General features: G+C 59.0%; 14 protein-coding genes. 7 read left to right on the top strand and 7 right to left on the bottom strand.

Annotation, left to right across the window (positions count from 1 at the left end):
* Window positions 1-75 precede the first annotated feature (75 nt).
* The 4 genes from BI347_RS08780 to topA all read left to right on the top strand — a co-directional run bounded on the left by BI347_RS08780 (window position 76) and on the right by topA (window position 5130).
* Window positions 76-1113, top strand: coding sequence for a LysM peptidoglycan-binding domain-containing protein (locus tag BI347_RS08780; RefSeq protein WP_071115728.1), 1038 nt, complete (start codon window positions 76-78; stop codon window positions 1111-1113).
* Window positions 1110-2189, top strand: a complete 1080-nt coding sequence (gene dprA, locus BI347_RS08775) for a DNA-processing protein DprA (protein WP_071115727.1) — start codon at window positions 1110-1112, stop codon at window positions 2187-2189. The genes BI347_RS08780 and dprA overlap by 4 nt, the downstream gene beginning before the upstream one ends.
* Before the next feature lie 30 nt (window positions 2190-2219).
* Window positions 2220-2678, top strand: coding sequence for a Smg family protein (locus BI347_RS08770; protein WP_071114200.1), 459 nt, complete (start codon window positions 2220-2222; stop codon window positions 2676-2678).
* A gap of 148 nt (window positions 2679-2826) precedes the next feature.
* The gene (gene topA, locus BI347_RS08765) at window positions 2827-5130 is read left to right on the top strand and encodes a type I DNA topoisomerase (protein WP_071115726.1); all 2304 of its coding nucleotides are present in this window, start codon (window positions 2827-2829) and stop codon (window positions 5128-5130) included.
* A 121-nt stretch (window positions 5131-5251) separates the two neighbouring features.
* On the opposite strand, the gene BI347_RS23515 is transcribed toward topA, so the two are convergent.
* Window positions 5252-6535, bottom strand: a complete 1284-nt coding sequence (locus BI347_RS23515; RefSeq protein WP_139167072.1) for a hypothetical protein — start codon at window positions 6533-6535, stop codon at window positions 5252-5254.
* Window positions 6536-7287: 752 nt separating this feature from the next.
* Here BI347_RS23515 and BI347_RS08755 point away from each other — a divergent pair.
* Window positions 7288-7665 carry a hypothetical protein gene (locus BI347_RS08755; protein ID WP_071114197.1) on the top strand — a complete coding sequence of 126 codons (378 nt, stop codon included), beginning with the start codon at window positions 7288-7290 and terminating at the stop codon, window positions 7663-7665.
* Between the two features lie 106 nt (window positions 7666-7771).
* Here the strand turns inward: BI347_RS08755 and BI347_RS08750 are convergent, their stop codons facing one another.
* From BI347_RS08750 to BI347_RS08730, 5 genes are all read right to left on the bottom strand, one after another.
* A complete protein-coding gene (locus BI347_RS08750) occupies window positions 7772-8152 on the bottom strand; it encodes a diacylglycerol kinase (protein ID WP_071115725.1) in 381 nt (126 codons plus the stop codon).
* A 100-nt stretch (window positions 8153-8252) separates the two neighbouring features.
* Window positions 8253-9197, bottom strand: a complete 945-nt coding sequence (gshB, locus tag BI347_RS08745; RefSeq protein ID WP_071115724.1) for a glutathione synthase — start codon at window positions 9195-9197, stop codon at window positions 8253-8255.
* 52 nt (window positions 9198-9249) lie between these two features.
* The gene (locus BI347_RS08740) at window positions 9250-9732 is read right to left on the bottom strand and encodes a hypothetical protein (protein WP_071114194.1); all 483 of its coding nucleotides are present in this window, start codon (window positions 9730-9732) and stop codon (window positions 9250-9252) included.
* A gap of 138 nt (window positions 9733-9870) precedes the next feature.
* On the bottom strand, window positions 9871-11154 hold the full coding sequence (gene gshA / locus BI347_RS08735) for a glutamate--cysteine ligase (RefSeq protein WP_071114193.1): 1284 nt from the start codon (window positions 11152-11154) through the stop codon (window positions 9871-9873).
* A 561-nt stretch (window positions 11155-11715) separates the two neighbouring features.
* Window positions 11716-12660 (bottom strand): carbohydrate kinase family protein, encoded by a 945-nt coding sequence (locus tag BI347_RS08730; protein WP_071115723.1) that lies wholly within the window; start codon window positions 12658-12660, stop codon window positions 11716-11718.
* Window positions 12661-12779: 119 nt separating this feature from the next.
* On the opposite strand from BI347_RS08730, the gene BI347_RS08725 reads away from it, so the two are divergent.
* Entirely contained in the window at window positions 12780-13259 is a 480-nt protein-coding gene (locus BI347_RS08725) for a TlpA family protein disulfide reductase (RefSeq protein WP_239690850.1), read from the top strand.
* Window positions 13260-14297: 1038 nt separating this feature from the next.
* Window positions 14298-15449, top strand: coding sequence for an MraY family glycosyltransferase (locus tag BI347_RS08720; RefSeq protein ID WP_071111996.1), 1152 nt, complete (start codon window positions 14298-14300; stop codon window positions 15447-15449).
* Between the two features lie 212 nt (window positions 15450-15661).
* On the opposite strand, the gene secA is transcribed toward BI347_RS08720, so the two are convergent.
* Complete coding sequence (gene secA / locus BI347_RS08715; protein ID WP_071111995.1) at window positions 15662-18373, bottom strand: preprotein translocase subunit SecA; 2712 nt, start codon at window positions 18371-18373, stop codon at window positions 15662-15664.
* Between the last annotated feature and the right edge of the window lie 154 nt (window positions 18374-18527).

Raw genomic sequence — 18527 nt, 5'->3', positions numbered from 1 at the left:
AGAGCAGTCCGACGCAGCTTCGTTCCGTCCCCGCCCAGGGCCCAGGCCTGCCGGCACCAAGATTGGGATTCATTCATGCGTAACCGCATTATATCGCTTGCTCTGGTTCTAGGGCTGGCTCTTCCTGCCTTTTCCGACGAACTGACGGTCAAACCCGACGCGCCCGGCCGCTACACCGTGGTCAAGGGCGACACGCTGTGGGGCATTTCCGGCCGCTATCTGCAAAGCCCGTGGCAATGGCCGGAGCTGTGGCGGATGAACCGCGCCGACGTCAAGAACCCGCACTGGATCTATCCCGGCGACGTGCTGGTGCTGGACTACGTCGACGGCAGGCCGCGACTGTCGCTGGCCAGCGACGCCACCCGCGAGGTCAAGCTGTCGCCGCAGGCCAGGCCGGAAGAGCTGGACCGCGCCATCTCCAGCATTCCCGCCGACGTGATAGAACCCTTCCTCGCCCGACCGCTGGTGGTGGATGCCGCGCAATTCGCCACCGGGCCGCAGCTGGTGGCCGGCCCGGACGAACGCATCAGCATCAGCCAGGGCGACAAGGTCTACGCCAGCGGCGTGGGCGAAAGCGGCACCTGGCAATCGTACCGGCTGGGCAAGCCGCTGGTGGACCCCGACAGCAACAACGCGCTGGGCATCGAGGCCTCCTACAGCGGCGACCTGGTGGTGGAGAAGCTGGGCCGCGACGTGCAGACGCTGCGCGTCAGGCGCGTGGCCGAGGAGATCCTGATCGGCGACCGCCTGGTGCGCGCGCCCAAGGAGCAGTTCGTCAGCTATGTGCCGCACCCGCCGCCGGAAAACCTGCGCGGCAAGATCATCAGCACCTACCAGGGCATAGACGGCGCGGCGCAGTACTCCACCGTCGCCGTCAATCTGGGCAGCCAGAGCGGGATGGAGCCGGGCCTGGTATTCGGCATCTACAAGAAGGGCGGCAATATCCTTATCACCGGCGCCGACGGCAAGCCGCGCCAAGGACAGCTGCCGACCGAGCAGGCCGGCAAGCTGTTCGTCTACCGGGTGTTCGACAAGGTCTCCTACGCGCTGGTGCTGGACAGCACCAGCGCCATCTACGTCGGCGACAGCATCGCCGCGCCGGAGGCCGAATGAGCGCCGCCTCGACCTCCTGGCTGAAGCTGGCGCTGACGCCCGGCATCGGCCCGGTCGGCTTTCTCAAGCTGATCGACGCCTTCGGCTCAGCCGAACACGCCGCAGCCGCCCGCGCCGCCCAGACCGAAAAACTGATAGGCCGCGAAGCCGCCGAGGCGCTGCAGCAGGATTTGGCCGCTCCGATGGTGGACGCCGCGCTAACCTGGGCCGAAGGCGAAGGCTGCCACCTGCTGACGCTGCAAGACCGGGACTATCCGCCGCAGCTGGCGGAGGCCGCCTCGCCGCCGCCGCTGCTGTTCGCCCGCGGCCGGCGCGAGCTGCTGGCCCGGCCGATGCTGGCGGTGGTCGGCAGCCGCGCCGCCACTCCGCAAGGCAAGCGCAACGCCGAGGATTTCTCCGCCGCGCTGGCCGCCCACGGCTACACCGTTGTCAGCGGCCTGGCCAGCGGCATCGACGCCGCCGCCCACCAGGGCGCGCTGGCGCACCCGGCGTCGACCATCGCGGTGATCGGCACCGGCATAGACCGGGTCTATCCGGCCGGCAACCGCGCGCTGGCCCACCGCATCGCGACAGAGGGCCTGATCCTGTCCGAGTTTCCACTGGGCATGGGGCCGCTGGCCGGCCACTTCCCGCGCCGCAACCGCATCATCGCCGGCCTGGCCCGCGGCTGCCTGGTGGTGGAAGCCGGCACCGCCTCCGGCTCGCTGATCAGCGCCCGGCTGGCGATGGAGAACAACCGCGACGTGATGGCGCTGCCCGGCAGCATCCACAACCCGCAGGCCCGCGGCTGCCACCAGCTGATCAAAGACGGCGCCCGGCTGGTGGAAAACGTGGACGACGTGCTCGACGAGATCGGCCGGCTGACCGCGCCCCTCGCCGCCGCAACCCCAGCAAACGCCGGGGAAGCCCCGCCCCTGCTGGCCGCGATGGGGTGGGAGCCGGTGCTGGCGGAGCACCTAACCGACTCGCTCGGGTTGACTGCCGGGGAGGTTTACGCGATGCTGCTGGAACTGGAGCTGGACGGCCAGGTGGCCAGCCTTGCCGGCGGCCGCTTCCAAAGGCTGGCTCGAACCTGAACGCATGGCGTTCTTCCACGAAAAATACCGATGTTTGACGTACTCACCTATTTATTCGAGCAATACAGCGACCCCGCCGCTTTCGGCGACCGCAATGCCCTCACCCGCCAGCTCAACGCCGTTGGTTTCGACGATGACGACATCGGCGAGGCTCTGGACTGGCTGGACAGCGTCGGCGAAACCAGCGTCGAAGCCTATGCCGGCGCCGACGAAGGCAGCGGCCTGCGCATCTACGCCGACGACGAACTGGAGCATCTGCCAGCCGATGTGCGCGGCCTGATCCGCTTCCTGGAGGACAACGGCGCGCTGAGCCCGTCGCAAAGGGAAATGGTGATAGACCGCCTGATGGAGCTGGACAGCGAAGATCTCGACGTCGCCAGCGCCAAACTGCTGGTGCTGATGGTGTTGTGGGCGCAACAGGCCGAGTTGCCGATTTTGCTCGGCGAGGCGCTGCTAGAAGCCGTTCACGGCGAGCCCACCATGCAATAGCTTGTCAGGCCCGGCGGCGAGGCTTAACATGCCGCCGTTCGGCCAAGCGGCTTTCCGTGATCAAGAGCGCCCTTGCGCTCTTGTTTTGTTTGACGGATATAACAAGATGTGTCCGCCGGTCACCCCGGCTTGAAATTGAAAAGATAACATGCCCACCAGCCTCTTGATCGTCGAGTCGCCCTCGAAGGCGAAAACGCTGAAGAAATATCTGGGTCCGGACTTCGAAGTCCTGGCCTCCTACGGCCACGTGCGCGATCTGGTGCCCAAGAACGGCGCGGTAGACCCGGAAAAAGACTTCGCGATGAAGTACCAGCTGATCGCGCGCAACAGCAAGCACGTCGATGCCATCGTCGAAGCCGTCGCCAAGGTAGACCACGTCTATCTGGCGACTGACCCGGACCGCGAAGGCGAAGCCATTTCCTGGCATCTGGTCGAAATCCTCAACAAGAAGAAACTGTTGAAGGACAAGACCGCGCAACGCGTGGTGTTCCACGAAATCACCAAGAACGCGGTGCTGGAAGCGATCCAGAATCCGCGCGAGATCGCGCAGGACCTGGTCGATGCCCAGCAGACCCGCCGCGCGCTCGACTATCTGGTGGGTTTCAACCTGTCGCCGCTGTTGTGGAAGAAAATCCGCCGCGGCCTGTCCGCCGGCCGCGTACAAAGCCCGGCGCTGCGCCTGATCTGCGAACGCGAGAACGAGATCAAGGCCTTCGTCCAGCAGGAATACTGGTCGGTGCATCTGGACAGCCACAAGAGCCGCACCAAGTTCTCCGCCAAGCTGACCACCATGGCCGGCGTCAAGCTGGACCAGTTCGCCATCCCCAACGAGGCGGAGCAGGCATCGGTGCTGGCCCGCCTCGAAGGCAAACCGGCCCAGGTCGGCAGCATCGAGAAGAAAAAGAAGACCCGCAGCCCGGCCGCGCCGTTCACCACTTCCACGCTGCAGCAGGAGGCGGTGCGCAAGCTAGGCATGACCACCGACCGCGCCATGCGCACCGCGCAGCAGCTGTACGAGGGCATGGACATCGGCCAGGGCACAGTCGGCCTGATCACCTATATGCGTACCGACTCGGTGGCGCTGGCCAATGAGGCGGTGGAGGAGATTCGCGGCTACATCGGCCTGAAATGGGACGCCGACTTTCTGCCCAAGGGCCCGGTAACCTACAAGAGCAAGGCCAAGAACGCCCAGGAGGCGCACGAGGCGATCCGCCCCACCTCCATCCTGCGCACGCCGGAGATGGTGAAGCCCTTCCTCACCACCGACCAGTTCAAGCTGTACGACATGATTTGGAAACGGACGCTGGCCTGCCAGATGGCGCCGGCCAAGTTCGACACCACCAGCGTCGACATCCTGGTGGGCGAAGGCGTGTTCCGCGCCAGCGGCCAGGTGCAGACCTTCGCCGGCTTCCTCGCCGTGTACGAGGAGGACGTCGACGACGCCGAGGACGAGGACAACGCCAAACTGCCGTTGCTGGCCGAGGGCGAGGAACTGCCGGTCGACAAGCTGTACGGCGAGCAGCACTTCACCCAGCCGCCGCCGCGCTTCTCCGAGGCGTCGCTGGTGAAGGCGCTGGAAGAATTCGGCATCGGCCGGCCGTCCACCTACGCCAGCATCATCTCGACGCTGAAGGACCGCGAGTACGTGATCCTGGACAAGAAGCGCTTCCTGCCGACCGACACCGGCGACATCGTCAACAAGTTCCTGACCGAGCACTTCTCCCAGTACGTCGACTACAACTTCACCGCCAAGCTGGAAAACCAGCTGGACGAGATCGCCAGCGGCAACCGCCAATGGGTGCCGGTGATGGACAGCTTCTGGAAAGGCTTTTCCAAGCAGATCGCCGAGAAAGAAAGCATTTCCCGCGCCGAAGTGACCACGGAAAGCCTGGACGAAGCCTGCCCGAAATGCAGCAAGCCCTTGTCCATCAAGTTCGGCAAGCGCGGACGCTTCATCGCCTGCACCGGCTACCCGGAGTGCGACTACACCCGCAACCTGGGCGAAACCGCCGAACAGGCGGCCGAAGAAGCCGAGGCGCCGACGGTGATCGAAGGCCGGGTCTGCCCGGACTGCGGCGGCGAGCTGCACATCAAGAAGGGCCGCTACGGCAAGTTCATCGGCTGCGCCAACTACCCGAAGTGCAAGCACATCGAACCGCTGGAAAAACCGCGCGACACCGGCGTGGAATGCCCGGAATGCAAGACCGGCAGCCTGATCGAGCGCAAGAGCCGCTACGGCAAGCTGTTCTACAGCTGCAACACCTATCCCAAGTGCAAGTACGCCACCTGGAACCCGCCGGTGGCGGAGAAGTGCCCGCAGTGCGGCTGGCCTATCCTGACCATCAAGGTGACCAAGCGCCGCGGCACCGAGAAGGTATGTCCGCAGAAGGAATGCGGCTACGCCGAGCAGATCGCGCCGCCGGAAGGCAAGGAAGAGGCCAGCCCGGCGTAAGCCCAGCACTCTCGGACTGATAGACAAACAGCCCTGCCGGCATCGCCGGACAGGGCTGTTCTTCATCCAGGCTCATCGTTTTATCGACAGAATCAGCATCGGTACGCTCCGGCCAAGGGGCCTACTCTTCAATCCCCAGCATGGTGTAATAACCCAAGGGCACATGCACGCTTTGCAATGTCGGCAACGCGCTGATCGCGCCAAGCAAGGCGACCGCCTGCAAGTAATGATGATGCGAGTGGGGCACGCACCAGAGCATGCGGATCTCCACCGCCGCCCCTCTTGGCAGAGGTTTGCCATCCGGCCCCTCCAGATGCAACTTGATACGGCCGGCATAATACGGCGGCACAACCACCGAAACCTGTAATTCCTGACAATCGTTGACGATATTCACCATGCCGCTATCGAAAGCCGCCGCAGGATCTTCCGAATACATCCTCAACTTGGAACCGAACGGCACATGTTGGCACCGCAGGACGAAGCTAAACTGCTCCGGTGTGGCATCCTGATTGTGAAAAACCAGCGATTCATCGCCCTGGTTGAGTACCGGGTTCACGTTCCTCCAAGCCGCCGCGCCATTATTCATAATCCAAGTCACGGCATTCCAGTTCCCCGTACTGATCTGCTCTGGAATGTTTTTTTCAAAGTAAGGATAACTTATGGCGGCGGCAATGCAAATATGAGCCGTGGACTGCACATCCAGGACAAAAGCTTCCGACACCCCCCGATCACCCCTGTCCAAAACAGCTGGACGATTATTTATATCAAGGACGCTTCCGAAAAACTGTCCTTTCACATCGGTAAGGCACTTTACCCAGGAAGAAGGCGGCGTATTGAAACCACCAGGCGAATAATACATTCGCACTTGGGCATCACGAATTTTGCCATCAAAATCTTTATTCTGACAGCGAGCATAAATATAATTTTTCCCAACTTGGGGTGTTTTATAAAATACATCATCCCACTGAATGATCAATTGTTTGGGATCCAATGGAACATCTCGATTGCAGACGATATCCATAGAGTCGGTATAAGCTCCACGCGCAGGAATCAACCCCGAATCGGAAAGATTCTTCCGACACAACAGGCCACGCCACTGCGCTACGGAATTCCTAGCAATGCCAATAGCATCCGGCATCGCAGTACCTAATGCCTGACTCAAATGTTCAGCCATTATGTTTGAGCTCTCACCAAGACCGGTCCAATAGGTATCAAGGTATACCCCACTGAATACATTTGCCAAGTCCTGGATTTTCAAGCTGAAAGACATGTCCGAGTATGCGCTATGCATTGCCATGACATCATTGACAGAGTCCTTCCTTTCACCAACAACAGTAAGCCATAACTCCTTGAGACTTCCAATCTTCTTGAGCGAGGTTACCGCCTCATTGACAACATCATTCATGATATAAGCTCCCATACTAAAAGATGATTAAAGTTGTACATAATCCAGGCAACTGCATACGACACGCAAAGCGTGCCGCCATCAGGACGGAACAAACTCCATTACTCTTACTATTAGTTTTCCAAATCATCAAACCGAAATGAAATATACAAATAGTAATTATACCGGTTATCGGCACCTACACCCGTAAAGCTTAGTGGTATTTAAATCTAATTACCTGTCAGAAATAGCTGGGTCATAAATATAAGAACTGCACCTTTTGCCAGAAAATCAAGCGCAACGACTCATGATGTTGAAACATGAAAATACCTAGCCACAACATAATGACCAAATCTGGCATATGGTGGGATTCTACGGATTGACAATTTTTTAGATAGGAAGAAAAGACGTAAAACGCTGCGAATGCAGATCAATAGACAAGACGCCGCCGATACGCAGCCAGATACGCCGGCATCCCGGCCCTCCCAGCCGGCAGCAGAAGGAAACCCGCACCGCTTCGGGAGAGCGGCTGCGCAGCCGGATCTTGTTGCACATATGCATCACCCAGGCAAAGTGCGGTCGCTACAGGCCCCAAGCCGACAACATGTGCAAGCAATTGATTATATTTAAAATACTTTCCATCCAGGCGCTATAATCCCAGCCTTCGGCGTATTCTCCTCCGGATTAGAGCCACCGCGGCGGACCGGTGCCACGACATGCCGCCCATGTTGGCGTTTGACATCGCCAAGCCAGTATCACTGGATAGAAACAAAATGAAACTCAACAGCCATTTCCTGTTTACCGGAGCCAGCGTCCTCACCCTGTTCAGCCTGGCCGACCACCAGTACCTGCTGCTGTCCATCGCCTTCCTGCTGGCCTTCTGCGGCCTCCGCTGCGCTGACCGCGAACAGATCAACGAAATGGCGCTGTTCGCCACCGCCACACTGCTGCCGGCCTCGCAGCGGCCTTTGCTGCCGCTGGATGCCTTCCGCGGCCGGGAGCTGCTGTTCTACCGCGCCGGCAGCCCGGTCTACCGCACGCTGATCGCGCGTGATTCGCAATGGCAACTGCTGGGCGAGCAAGGAGAGGTGGCCGAGGAGCCCGGCTGCATCCGCGTTTATCCCGGCTACCTCTATCGCCGGCTGCGCTGAAGCCCAGCGGAATCGCGACGCCAAACTTGGCCGTCGAATAAATAACAGCCCCGCAAACGGGGCTGTTATTTATTCCAAGCGCGCAGCCTATCCACCGCCAGCCGGCTCAACCGAACAGCACCAGCCCCCACACCACCGCCAAGTTGATCAGGCCCAGCAGTTGGGCGGCGCTGCCCATATCCTTGGCGCGCTTGGCCAGCGGATGGCGCTCCAGCGAAGTGTGGTCCACCGCCGCCTCGATGGCTGAGTTGAGCAACTCGATGATCAGCGTCGCCAGGCTGCTGGCCACCAATAGCGCGCGCGCCAGCGGCGCGGCGTGGACGATGAAGGCCATCGGAATCAGGATGGCCTCCAGCAATACCAGTTGGCGGAAAGCGTCCTCGTGACGGAAAGCCGCCCGAAACCCGTCCAGCGAATAGCCAAAGGCATTGATCAGCCTGACCAGGCCGGTCTTGCCCTTGAACGGGCTCTCCTGCATCTTTCCCATCTTCACTCCCATCCTCGCGCCGTCAACGGCAGACGCAGGCATGCATAACGCGTAGCCGGCAAGATGGCCAGATCGCTCTGGCAAACCGCCGCCGCCGAGATCAATGCTGGCAGTGGCGCTCCAGCGCGTCGATGTAGAGTCCTGCGACATTGACGCCGGTCTGCTCCATGATCTCGCGGAAGCAGGTGGGGCTGGTGACATTGACCTCGGTCAGATAATTGCCGATCACGTCCAGGCCGGCCAGCAGGATGCCGCGCTTCTTCAGCTCCGGCCCCACGGTTTCGGCGATCTGGCGGTCGCGCGCCGAAAGCGGCCGCGCCTCGCCGCGGCCGCCGGCCGCCAGGTTGCCGCGGGTTTCGCCGGCGGCGGGGATGCGCGCCAGGCAATGCTCCACCGGCACCCCGTCTATCACCAGGATGCGCTTGTCGCCATCGCGGATTTCCGGGATGAAACGCTGCGCCATGATGGTGCGCTTGCCGCGCAGAGTGATGTTTTCAATGATTACGCTGAGGTTGACGTCGTCGGGCCGTACCCGGAAGATGCTGTCGCCGCCCATGCTGTCCAGCGGCTTCAGGATCACGTCCTGGTGCTGCTTGACGAAGGCGCGCAGGCGGTGCGCCTCGCTGCTGATCAGCGTTGGCGAGATCAGCTCCGGGAAGTTGAGAATGGCCAGCTTCTCGTTGAAATCGCGCAGCGCCTGACCGCTGGTGAACACCTTGACCCCGTGCGCCTCGGCCAGCGTGAACAGCTGCGAGGCGTACAGGTACTCCATGTCGAACGGCGGGTCCTTGCGCATCACCACCGCGCTGAAGCCGGACAGCGGCTGGCGCTGCACCTGCCCCAGTTTGTACCAGTTGGGGCGCTCGTCGGTGATCGCGAGGTCGTGGGCATCCACCAGAATGCGCTCGCCCTCCACCGACAACTGGTGCACCTCGGCGAAGCTGATGGCGTGACCGCGGCGGTGCGCCTCCTCCATCATCGCGAAGGTGGTGTCCTTGTAGATCTTGAAGTGTTCCAGCGGGTCGGCAATGAACAGTATTCTCATGACAGAATCTTTCCAGTAGAGGACGGGCGGCGCCGGCATCGACAATCGGCGCTTACGAATCGAGCTTGGACTTTACCCACACGGCCAGATCCTTGCCCAGGGTTTGCGAGCAACGCTCCAGCACCGAGCAGGAGCCCTTGAAACCACCCATGATGCCGCCCATGGAGTCGCGCGAGCCGGTGAAGGTGTCCACCAGCTTGCCGTTCTTGTACAGTTTGGCGACCATGGAGACCGACTTGTGATGGCCGATGAAGGCATTGCCCATCGACACCACGTTCTCCAGACGCAGTTTCAGATAATAGCCGGACTGCTTCAGCTGGTCCTCCGGCGCCGCCTCGGCGCTGACTCCGGCCTCAGCCAAGCCTTTCAGGCTGGCGGCGGACTGCGCCTCCGGCAGCGTGCATTCGTTGCGGATATTGGCGTTGATCCGCACCGGATCGATGTACTGGGCGGCCGGCGACACCTTCACTACCGCGCCATCGGCCAGACAAACGTTAGCCACCGCCATCAGTCCTGCAAAAACCAGTTTTTTCATATTGCCTCCGCTTGCCCGCCAGCGGCGGGCCGCTATCCATGATTGATATTATGATCCGAGAGCGCAGCGATGCTTTCTCTGCGGACATTTTAACCCAATACGGATAGCGGGGCCCTCATGCGGCATGCGGCCAGGGCATCAGGCGTCCGGATCGGTGGCTTCCAATTCCAGCGAAGCCGCCAACAGCGCCAGTCGCGAAATCACGCCGTAGGCGTAGAAACGGTTCGGCGCGCAGTCCGGCAGGCCCTTGCGGTCCGGCAGACATGCCGTCTCGAACGACAGCGGCACGAAATGCATGCCCGGCGCATTGAGGTTTTCATCTATGCCGCGGCCGGTGTGCACGCGGTAGAAGCCGCCGATCACGTAGCGGTCCATCATGTACACCACCGGCTCGGCCACCGCCTCGTTGACCGTTTCGAAGGTGTATACGCCCTCCTGCACGATCACCTCGGACACTTCCAGGCCTTCCTTCACCACCGACATCTTGTTGCGCGCCTTGCGGTTGAGGCCGATCACCTCGTCCGGGCTTTTCACGCTCATCACCCCCATGCCATAGGTGCCGGCATCGGCCTTGACGATGACGAAGGGATCGTTGTCTATGCCGTATTCGCGGTATTTGCGGCCGATCTTGTCCAGCATCTGCGACACCGTTTCCGCCAATTGCTCCTCGCCGGTGCGGGCATGGAAGTCCAGGCCGCCGCAACTGGAGAAATAGGGATTGATGGTCCACGGATCGATGGAGATCAGCCGCGCGAAGTCGTCGCACACCTTGTTGTAGGCTTCGAAGTGATGCGTCTTGCGCCGCACCGCCCAGCCGGCGTGCAGCGGCGGCAGCAGGGTCTGCTCCAAATTCTGCAACAGGTCGGGAATGCCGGCCGACAGGTCGTTGTTGAGCAGCACCACGCAGGGATTAAAGCCGTCGGCCAACACCAGACGGTTGCCGCGCCGCTCCAGCGGCTCCAGTGTCAGCTTGTCGCCGTTGGCGGAAACCAGCTCGGTCGGTTCGGTGATTTCCGGGTTCAACGAACCCAGCCGCACCTTGAGGCCGGCCTGCTCGAAAATATGCACCAGCGTGGCGACATTCTGCAGATAAAAGGTATTGCGGGTATGGTTTTCCGGAATCAGCAGGATGCTGCGCGCCTCGGGGCAAACCTTGTCCACCGCGCTCTGCGCCGCCTGCACTGCCAGCGGCAGGAATTCCGGATTGAGATTATTGTGGCCTCCCGGAAACAAATTCATGTCCACCGGCGCCAGCTTGAAGCCGCTGTTGCGCAGATCCACCGAGCCATAGAACGGCGTGGCGTGGGCATGCCATTGGCTGCGGAACCAGTGTTCGATTTGCGGCTGGGCCGCCAGAATGCGGCTTTCCAACTCGTAAAGTGGGCCAGTGAGTGCGGTGGCCAAGTGCGGAACGGGTGGCATGACTTCCCCTTGCAAGCTACGATCATCAGGATCAATTGATTAATGGTGGGGATGGCGAGCGACATATTCAAGCCTTCCCCTTCACTCTTAGACTGCACAGCAACCGGCAAAGCAAGACCAGCGGCGCCAACTCGAATGCAAGTTGAATTGTTGAAAGGCCTTCCGGACGACAGGCTTAAGCGCTCCGAGCCACCGCCACCAATCGAACCTTTCATCTCGCCACTTCGCGCCATCGCATCGCCAGACTGAAATCCCAAGCCGATGGCACGCATCGCCGAAAATTTGCTGCAAATAGAATATCAACTTAAAAATAGTCTAGGCTGATTTCCTGCCGCAAAGTCTGATGCGGACACCCCAGCCTCGCCAGCATCCATGGCAGTAGAAGAAATCACGTATTTATAGATCAGAAGCAAATCTTCAAAGGTTTGCAGACGCCGCCGCCAAGCCCGCGCCCGCTCAGAAGCCGCGCGGCCAATCTCCGCTTCTCAATGAGAACGGAGGGGCGGAACAAACAAAAAAGGCGCTGCGGATGCAGCACCTTTCAACAGAAAAACCCATGGCTTACAGCGGCCACTCTTCGCCGTAAGCCTGCTGGTAGATGTCCTTCAGCGAATCCCAGTCGAAAAAGTGGTTCTGGCAGCCCGGGGTGGTCACCTTGATCGCGCCGATCACATTGGCCAGCCGGCCGGTGATCTTCCAGTCTATGCCGCGGCTAATGCCCCACAACAGGCCGGCGCGGAAGGCGTCGCCGCATCCCATCGGATCCACCGGCTTGATGGGCATCTGCACCCGCGGGATCAGATGCACGGTGTCGCCCACGTAGATCTCCGCGCCCTTGGAGCCGCGGGTGACAATCAGCGCCTTCACCTTCTTGCGCAGCTCGTCCACCGTCAGGCCGGCGCGTTCGCGCATCAGTTCGCTCTCGTAGTCGTTGATGGCGACATAGCTGGCCAGCTCGACGATCTCGTGGATCTCGTCGCGCGACAGCAGTGGCAATTCCTGGCCCGGATCGAAGATAAACGGAATGCCGGCCGCCGCCAGCTCGCGCGAATGCTGGATGAAGGCGGTATAGCCGCCCGGCGACAGGATGGCCAGCTCGATCGGGTCAGCAATGTCCGACACGTGGTTTTCGGTGGCGAAATCCATCGCCCCCGGATGGAAGGCCATCAACTGATTGCCGTCCTTGTCGGCAATGCCAAAGCATTGCGGGGTATACTGCTTGCGGATCAGGCGGATGAAACGGTCATCCACGCCCACCCGTTTGAGGTGTTGCCGATACGGTTCGAAGTCCTCGCCCACCACGCCCATCACAATGGGCTTTTCACCCAGCAGACACAGGCTGTAGGCGATGTTGCCGGCCATGCCGCCGAATTCGCGGCGCATGGTTGGGGCAAGAAAAGTGGTGGAAATCTTGTGCAGCTGATCCGGCAGGATCTGACTGTCAAAACGGCCATGGAACGAGAACAGGGTATCGTATGCGAGCGCCCCGCAGACGAGGATAGACATGGCCACTCCGCAAAAGAATCAATCGATCATTTTAACATAAAGTTAATTTTTGCAGCACTCTCGTCCGCCGCAAGTGGCGGAAAAGCAAGACAATTCCAATGACATCACAGGATCTGCCAATGAAATCAAAACGCCTGTTTGCCACTTTGCTGATTGCCGCGCTGCCGCTGGCGGCCCTGGCCACCCCCTCGCTGGAGCAAAGCCGCTTCACCGATCTAAACGCCAAGCCCGTCACCACAGCGGCCTACAAAGGCAAGGTGACGGTGCTGAACTTCTGGGCCACCTGGTGCGGCCCCTGCCGCGAAGAGATGCCGATGCTGAATGGTCTGCGCAAGAAGCTGGCGGACAAGGGCGTGGAGGTGGTGGGCGTCGCGCTGGACAACAAGGAACAGGTGGCGCCTTTCGTACAGCAGTTGAAGATCACGTATCCCATCCTTCTGGGCAACGATGAGACACTGGATCTTATGCGCAGCCTGGGCAACAAGACCGGCGGCCTGCCTTACACGCTGGTGCTGGACCGCAACGGCAAGGTGGCCGCCACGCTGACCGGCAAGCTGGACGAAAAGCGGCTGGAAAATGCGTTAAAAAAGTACTTGTAAGTATTATTATGGAACACGCCGACTGGTTTCCACCATCGGCATTCCAAATCTAAGCAGGCACCATGCGTCATTTCACAATGGCGAACAGATCATACACTCGACAGCTGATTTTTTACGATACTATAAGTCAATAGTAGGGTCATGGCCGCACCTACCCAGCACCCATCCGCATCGAAAATTTGATTTTTGATATAATCAAAGCACAATGCAAGCCTGAAGCTCTTAAGCAGAGAATATTATAGAGAAACCGCTATCCGAGGCTTAAGCGTGGCTCAACGCCGTACCGTTAACCTCATTAGCCGCTTGCCCATTACTAGCAGAAATGAAAGCAACATGTCAAGCGTACGGTCATAAAATGAAATGCAGCAACATTACAATCGCTCACAGGCGACGAACAAGACGGATACCAAGCAATAAAACTGACCTGAAATATGGAATTACTTTGACTATACTAGTCATAAATGCGTTTCGTCGCAAATCCAAAACAATATCTGCTCGCCTCAAAATCAGAAAATTCAATAGCATCACAGATGAATTAATTTAGGATTTGGCTCGTGTGAGAATTAGCAGAAATACCATTGCCCGCAGACAACGCGATTAAGCATGTACTATCCAAGACGGAAAAAATGCTCATCACGCTTCAATCTACTTGTCTACACTCTGGCGCTGCCAATTCGCTTTTTACAGCTTACCTCCCAACATTGCAGTCGGGACCTAAGAAAGAGATCTGTTGAACAATACTGACTTCAACCAATGCTCGTCTCTTTTAAATAAGCCACCCTCTTTCAAGAGCAAGACTTTGGTAGCGCTTGACTGCCTGCTTTTCTTGCTTAGCGATACATTTCGAAAATTAATGGCAGGCATTTTCAATATAGCAACCATATACCATAGCGTAGTGACCAAGCGCTTCAAAACCACCATGCATTATCCGAGGCCTGTTATTGCTTATTTTTCAAATACAAGATTGCCTTGACATAAAACAGTCAAGCAGTATCTGTATGAAAATCCACCACGAATTGAATATTGAAACAAAATTCTATGCTGCTGATTCTATTCTCCTCCCTATTTTCCTCGTTTGTCTTAGCGATACTATTGGTCCGCTACAATAATCTACATAGTAAATATTCGGCAGATAGCGATACCGCTGGCATCCAAAAGTTCCACGCAAATCCCGTCCCGAGGATTGGAGGAATTCCGATCTTTCTAGGACTCAGCATAGGCTTACTCGTTGCCGGCATACTCAATGCCTCGATCGAGTTTTTTTACTTCATGCTCGCATGCATTCCTGCCTTTTCATTCGGTCTGCTAGAAGACCTGACCAAACGGATTGGTCCGTTACCCAGGTTGCTTGCCACATTTGTTTCTGCTGCTCTCGGCTTCTATTTATTACAAGGCACGATTAACCGCATCGACATTGGCTGGGCTGATCATTTGTTGCAAAGTTATACCCTACTTGCTTTTCTTTTTACTATCTTTGCAGCAGGTGGCGTTGCCCACGCATTCAATATTATTGACGGCTACAATGGGCTTTCTGGCACAATTGCCATTTTAACCCTGCTCGCACTTGCCTATGTCGCATTCAAGGTAAATGACATTCTATTGATGTCCTTATGCTTTGCCATGATTGGCGCAATTTCTGGTTTCCTGTTTCTGAACTTTCCCCATGGTCTAATCTTTGCGGGTGATGGCGGCGCATACCTAGCGGGATTTACCATTGCTGAAATATCAATTCTATTGATTGCTAGGCACCCTCACGTATCTGCTTGGTTCCCCTTGCTTGTGGTCATTTATCCGGCTTTCGAAACCGTATTCACAATATATCGCCGCAAATTCCTGCAAAAACGCTCGATCGGCCATCCCGATGCGCTTCACCTCCATCAAATCATCTATAAAAGAGTGGTTTTGTGGATGGTAGCATCCAAAGAAGCCAAGCATCTAACTCAGCGCAATAGCATGACCTCGCCCTATCTGTGGGTGCTTTCATCCAGCTCTGTCATTCCTGCAATGCTTTTTTGGGATCACACATATGTGCTGATGGCATTCTCCGTGCTGTTCATACTGAGTTATATCTATCTGTACAAATCAATTGTTCGATTTCGAACTCCGCGCTGGATCATGATTGACGAGCAGAAAAAGCGTAATAAGAAGCTGAATGCTTCTTTTAAGTCGAAACCTGACAGTGAAACCTGAGCAGTTTGAAAAATTGAGTATTTAAATAATGCGCGCACCACCGAATTTATAAGTTAAGAACATTACCGCTTGGCGGTTCATATAATCAAGTCAATAGCGTAACTCTCTGCTGCCGGCCTGATTACCCCGCCAACCGATTCCCAGTCTTTTCTGACAATAAAAAAGCCGACGCATCCGCGTCGGCTTTTTAATCTCACGATCCGATCAGGCCATCAAGCCAATCTGCCGTGGCACTGCTTGTACTTCTTGCCGCTGCCGCACGGGCAGGCATCGTTGCGGTTGATGCGCAAGCCTTGCGACGCCAGCGCCTCGGGAGACAGCGGATTGTCCTCGTCGTCACCCATCGCCGAACCCGGCTCGGCATGCTGCATTTCCATCTCGGCGAGTTGGTGCGGCTCTACCGCCTCCACGTCTTCCTGACCGCGGATCTGCACCGTCATCAGCACCTGCACCACACTACGCTTGATGCGCTCCAGCATGTCGGCAAACAGCTCGAACGCCTCGCGCTTGTATTCCTGCTTCGGGTTCTTCTGCGCGTAGCCGCGCAGATGGATGCCCTGGCGCAGGTGGTCCATCGCCGCCAGGTGCTCGCGCCAGTGGTTGTCCAGCATCTGCAACACCAGGCTGCGCTCGAACTGGCGCATCACGCCGTCGCCGGCTTGTTCCACCTTGGCCTGATAGGCTGCGGCGGCCAGATCGATGATGCGCTGGCGGATCTGCTCGATGTCCAGCGTGGTTTCGGCCTCCATCCAGGCGGCCACCGGCGCATCCAACAGGAAGTCGGACGCCAGCACCTTCTCCAGGCCGGCCAGATCCCACTGCTCCTCAAGCGATTCCGGCGGCAGGTGCAGGTCCACCAGGTCGGAGATCACGCCTTCGCGCATGTTCACCACCACGTCGGACACGTCCTCTTCCACCAGGATCTCGCTGCGCTGCTGGTAGATCACCTTGCGCTGGTCGTTGGCGACGTCGTCGTATTCCAGCAACTGCTTGCGGATGTCGAAGTTGCGGCCTTCCACCTTGCGCTGGGCATTTTCGATGGAGCGGGTCACCCACGGGTGCTCGATCGCCTCGCCTTCCGGCATCTTCAGCCTATCCATGATGGCGGCGACGCGCTCGGAGGCGAAGATGCGCAGCAGCGGGTCTTCCAGGCACAGGTAGAAACGGGACGAGCCCGGATCGCCCTGGCGGCCGGCGCGGCCGCGCAGCTGGTTGTCGATGCGGCGCGACTCGTGGCGCTCGGTGCCGACGATGTGCAGGCCGCCCGCCTCCAGCACCGCGGCGTGCCGCAGCTTCCACTCGGCGCGGATCGCCTCGATCTTGGCCTGCTTCTGCTCGGCGTTCAGGCTGTCGTCCTGCTCCACCAGCTTGATTTCCGGGTCGGGGTTGCCGCCCAGCACGATGTCGGTGCCGCGGCCGGCCATATTGGTGGCCACCGTGATCACGCCGGGACGGCCGGCCTGCACCACGATGTCGGCTTCGCGGGCGTGCTCCTTGGCGTTCAGCACCACATGCGGCAGCTTGGCCTTGTGCAGCAGTTCGGAGACCAGCTCGGAGTTTTCAATGCTGGTGGTGCCCACCAGCACCGGCTGGCCGCGCTCGTGGCAGTCCTTGATGTCGGCCAGGATGGCTTCGTACTTCTCCTTGGCGGAGCGGTACACCTTGTCCTGCGCATCCTTGCGCACCATAGGCTTGTTGGTGGGGATCACCACGGTTTCCAGGTTGTAGATGCTCTGGAATTCGTAAGCTTCGGTGTCGGCGGTGCCGGTCATGCCGGACAGTTTGCCATACAGGCGGAAGTAGTTCTGGAAGGTGATCGAGGCCAGCGTCTGGTTCTCGCGGTTGATCTCCACGCCTTCCTTGGCCTCGACCGCCTGATGCAGGCCGTCGGACCAGCGGCGGCCGGCCATCAGCCGGCCGGTGAATTCGTCGACGATCACCACTTCGCCGTCCTGTACCACGTAATGCTGGTCCAGGTGGAACAGCGCGTGGGCGCGCAGCGCGGCCATCAGGTGGTGCATCAGCGTGATGTTGGTGGCCGAGTACAGGCTGTCGCCTTCCTTCAGCATGCCCAGCCGAGTGAGGATTTCCTCGCTGTGCTCGTGGCCGGCCTCGGACAGCATCAGCGAATTGGCCTTCTCGTCGACCCAGTAGTCGCCTTCGCCTTCTTCGGTTTCCTGGCGCTTGAGCAGCGGCGGCACCGCGTTCATGCGCTGGTACATGTCGATGTTGTCGTCGGCCGGGCCGGAGATGATCAGCGGCGTGCGCGCCTCGTCGATCAGGATGGAGTCCACCTCGTCCACCACCGCGAAAGCCAGCTTGCGCTGCACCTTCTCCTCGACGCTGAACACCATGTTGTCGCGCAGGTAGTCGAAACCGTATTCGTTGTTGGTGCCGTAGGTGATGTCGCAGGCGTAGGCGGCCTGCTTCTCGTCGTGCGGCATCTGCGACAGGTTCACGCCCACCGACAGGCCGAGGAAGTTGTACAACTTGGACATCACGCCGGCGCCGTGGCTGACCAGGTAGTCGTTAACGGTGACGACGTGGACGCCGTCGCCGGTCAGCGCGTTCAGGTAAACCGGCAGCGTGGCCACCAGAGTCTTGCCCTCGCCGGTGCGCATTTCGGCGATCTTGCCGTAATGCAGCGACATGCCGCCTATCAGCTGCACGTCGAAGTGGCGCATGCCCAGCACGCGGCTCGAGGCCTCGCGGCAGACGGCGAACGCCTCCGGCAGCAGCTCGTCCAGCGTTTCGCCCTTGGCCAGACGGCCGCGGAATTCATCGGTCTTGGCGGCCAGCGCCTCGTCGGACAGCGCCTGCAGACCCTGTTCCAGGGCGTTGATGCGTACCACCGTCTGGCGGAACTGCTTCAGCAGACGATCATTGCGGCTGCCGAATACTTTCTTGAGTAGCGAGGAGATCATGTAATCGAATCCAGAAACCAGCGGGCCGGAAAGAGTGTCCGCAAAAAATGCTGAAAAGTGTAGCACATTCGCAGACTAAGGTTATGGGGGCATCCATGCGCCACATCAAGAGCAGGGTAACAAACATCTGTTGGTTTTAGGCTACGCCGCGGCC

The sequence above is a fragment of the Chromobacterium sphagni genome, assembly GCF_001855575.1.
Lineage (GTDB): Bacteria > Pseudomonadota > Gammaproteobacteria > Burkholderiales > Chromobacteriaceae > Chromobacterium > Chromobacterium sphagni.
This window is presented reverse-complemented; position numbering and strand designations above follow the sequence as displayed.

Excerpts from the sequence above, each read along its gene's own strand:
- BI347_RS08780 (WP_071115728.1), top strand. The coding sequence starts at position 76 with ATGCGTAACCGCATTATATCGCTTGCTCTGGTTCTAGGGCTGGCTCTT.
- dprA (WP_071115727.1), top strand. The coding sequence starts at position 1,110 with ATGAGCGCCGCCTCGACCTCCTGGCTGAAGCTGGCGCTGACGCCCGGC.
- BI347_RS08770 (WP_071114200.1), top strand. The coding sequence starts at position 2,220 with ATGTTTGACGTACTCACCTATTTATTCGAGCAATACAGCGACCCCGCC.
- topA (WP_071115726.1), top strand. The coding sequence starts at position 2,827 with ATGCCCACCAGCCTCTTGATCGTCGAGTCGCCCTCGAAGGCGAAAACG.
- BI347_RS23515 (WP_139167072.1), bottom strand. The coding sequence starts at position 6,535 with ATGAATGATGTTGTCAATGAGGCGGTAACCTCGCTCAAGAAGATTGGA.
- BI347_RS08755 (WP_071114197.1), top strand. The coding sequence starts at position 7,288 with ATGAAACTCAACAGCCATTTCCTGTTTACCGGAGCCAGCGTCCTCACC.
- BI347_RS08750 (WP_071115725.1), bottom strand. The coding sequence starts at position 8,152 with ATGGGAAAGATGCAGGAGAGCCCGTTCAAGGGCAAGACCGGCCTGGTC.
- gshB (WP_071115724.1), bottom strand. The coding sequence starts at position 9,197 with ATGAGAATACTGTTCATTGCCGACCCGCTGGAACACTTCAAGATCTAC.
- BI347_RS08740 (WP_071114194.1), bottom strand. The coding sequence starts at position 9,732 with ATGAAAAAACTGGTTTTTGCAGGACTGATGGCGGTGGCTAACGTTTGT.
- gshA (WP_071114193.1), bottom strand. The coding sequence starts at position 11,154 with ATGCCACCCGTTCCGCACTTGGCCACCGCACTCACTGGCCCACTTTAC.
- BI347_RS08730 (WP_071115723.1), bottom strand. The coding sequence starts at position 12,660 with ATGTCTATCCTCGTCTGCGGGGCGCTCGCATACGATACCCTGTTCTCG.
- BI347_RS08725 (WP_239690850.1), top strand. The coding sequence starts at position 12,780 with ATGAAATCAAAACGCCTGTTTGCCACTTTGCTGATTGCCGCGCTGCCG.
- BI347_RS08720 (WP_071111996.1), top strand. The coding sequence starts at position 14,298 with ATGCTGCTGATTCTATTCTCCTCCCTATTTTCCTCGTTTGTCTTAGCG.
- secA (WP_071111995.1), bottom strand. The coding sequence starts at position 18,373 with ATGATCTCCTCGCTACTCAAGAAAGTATTCGGCAGCCGCAATGATCGT.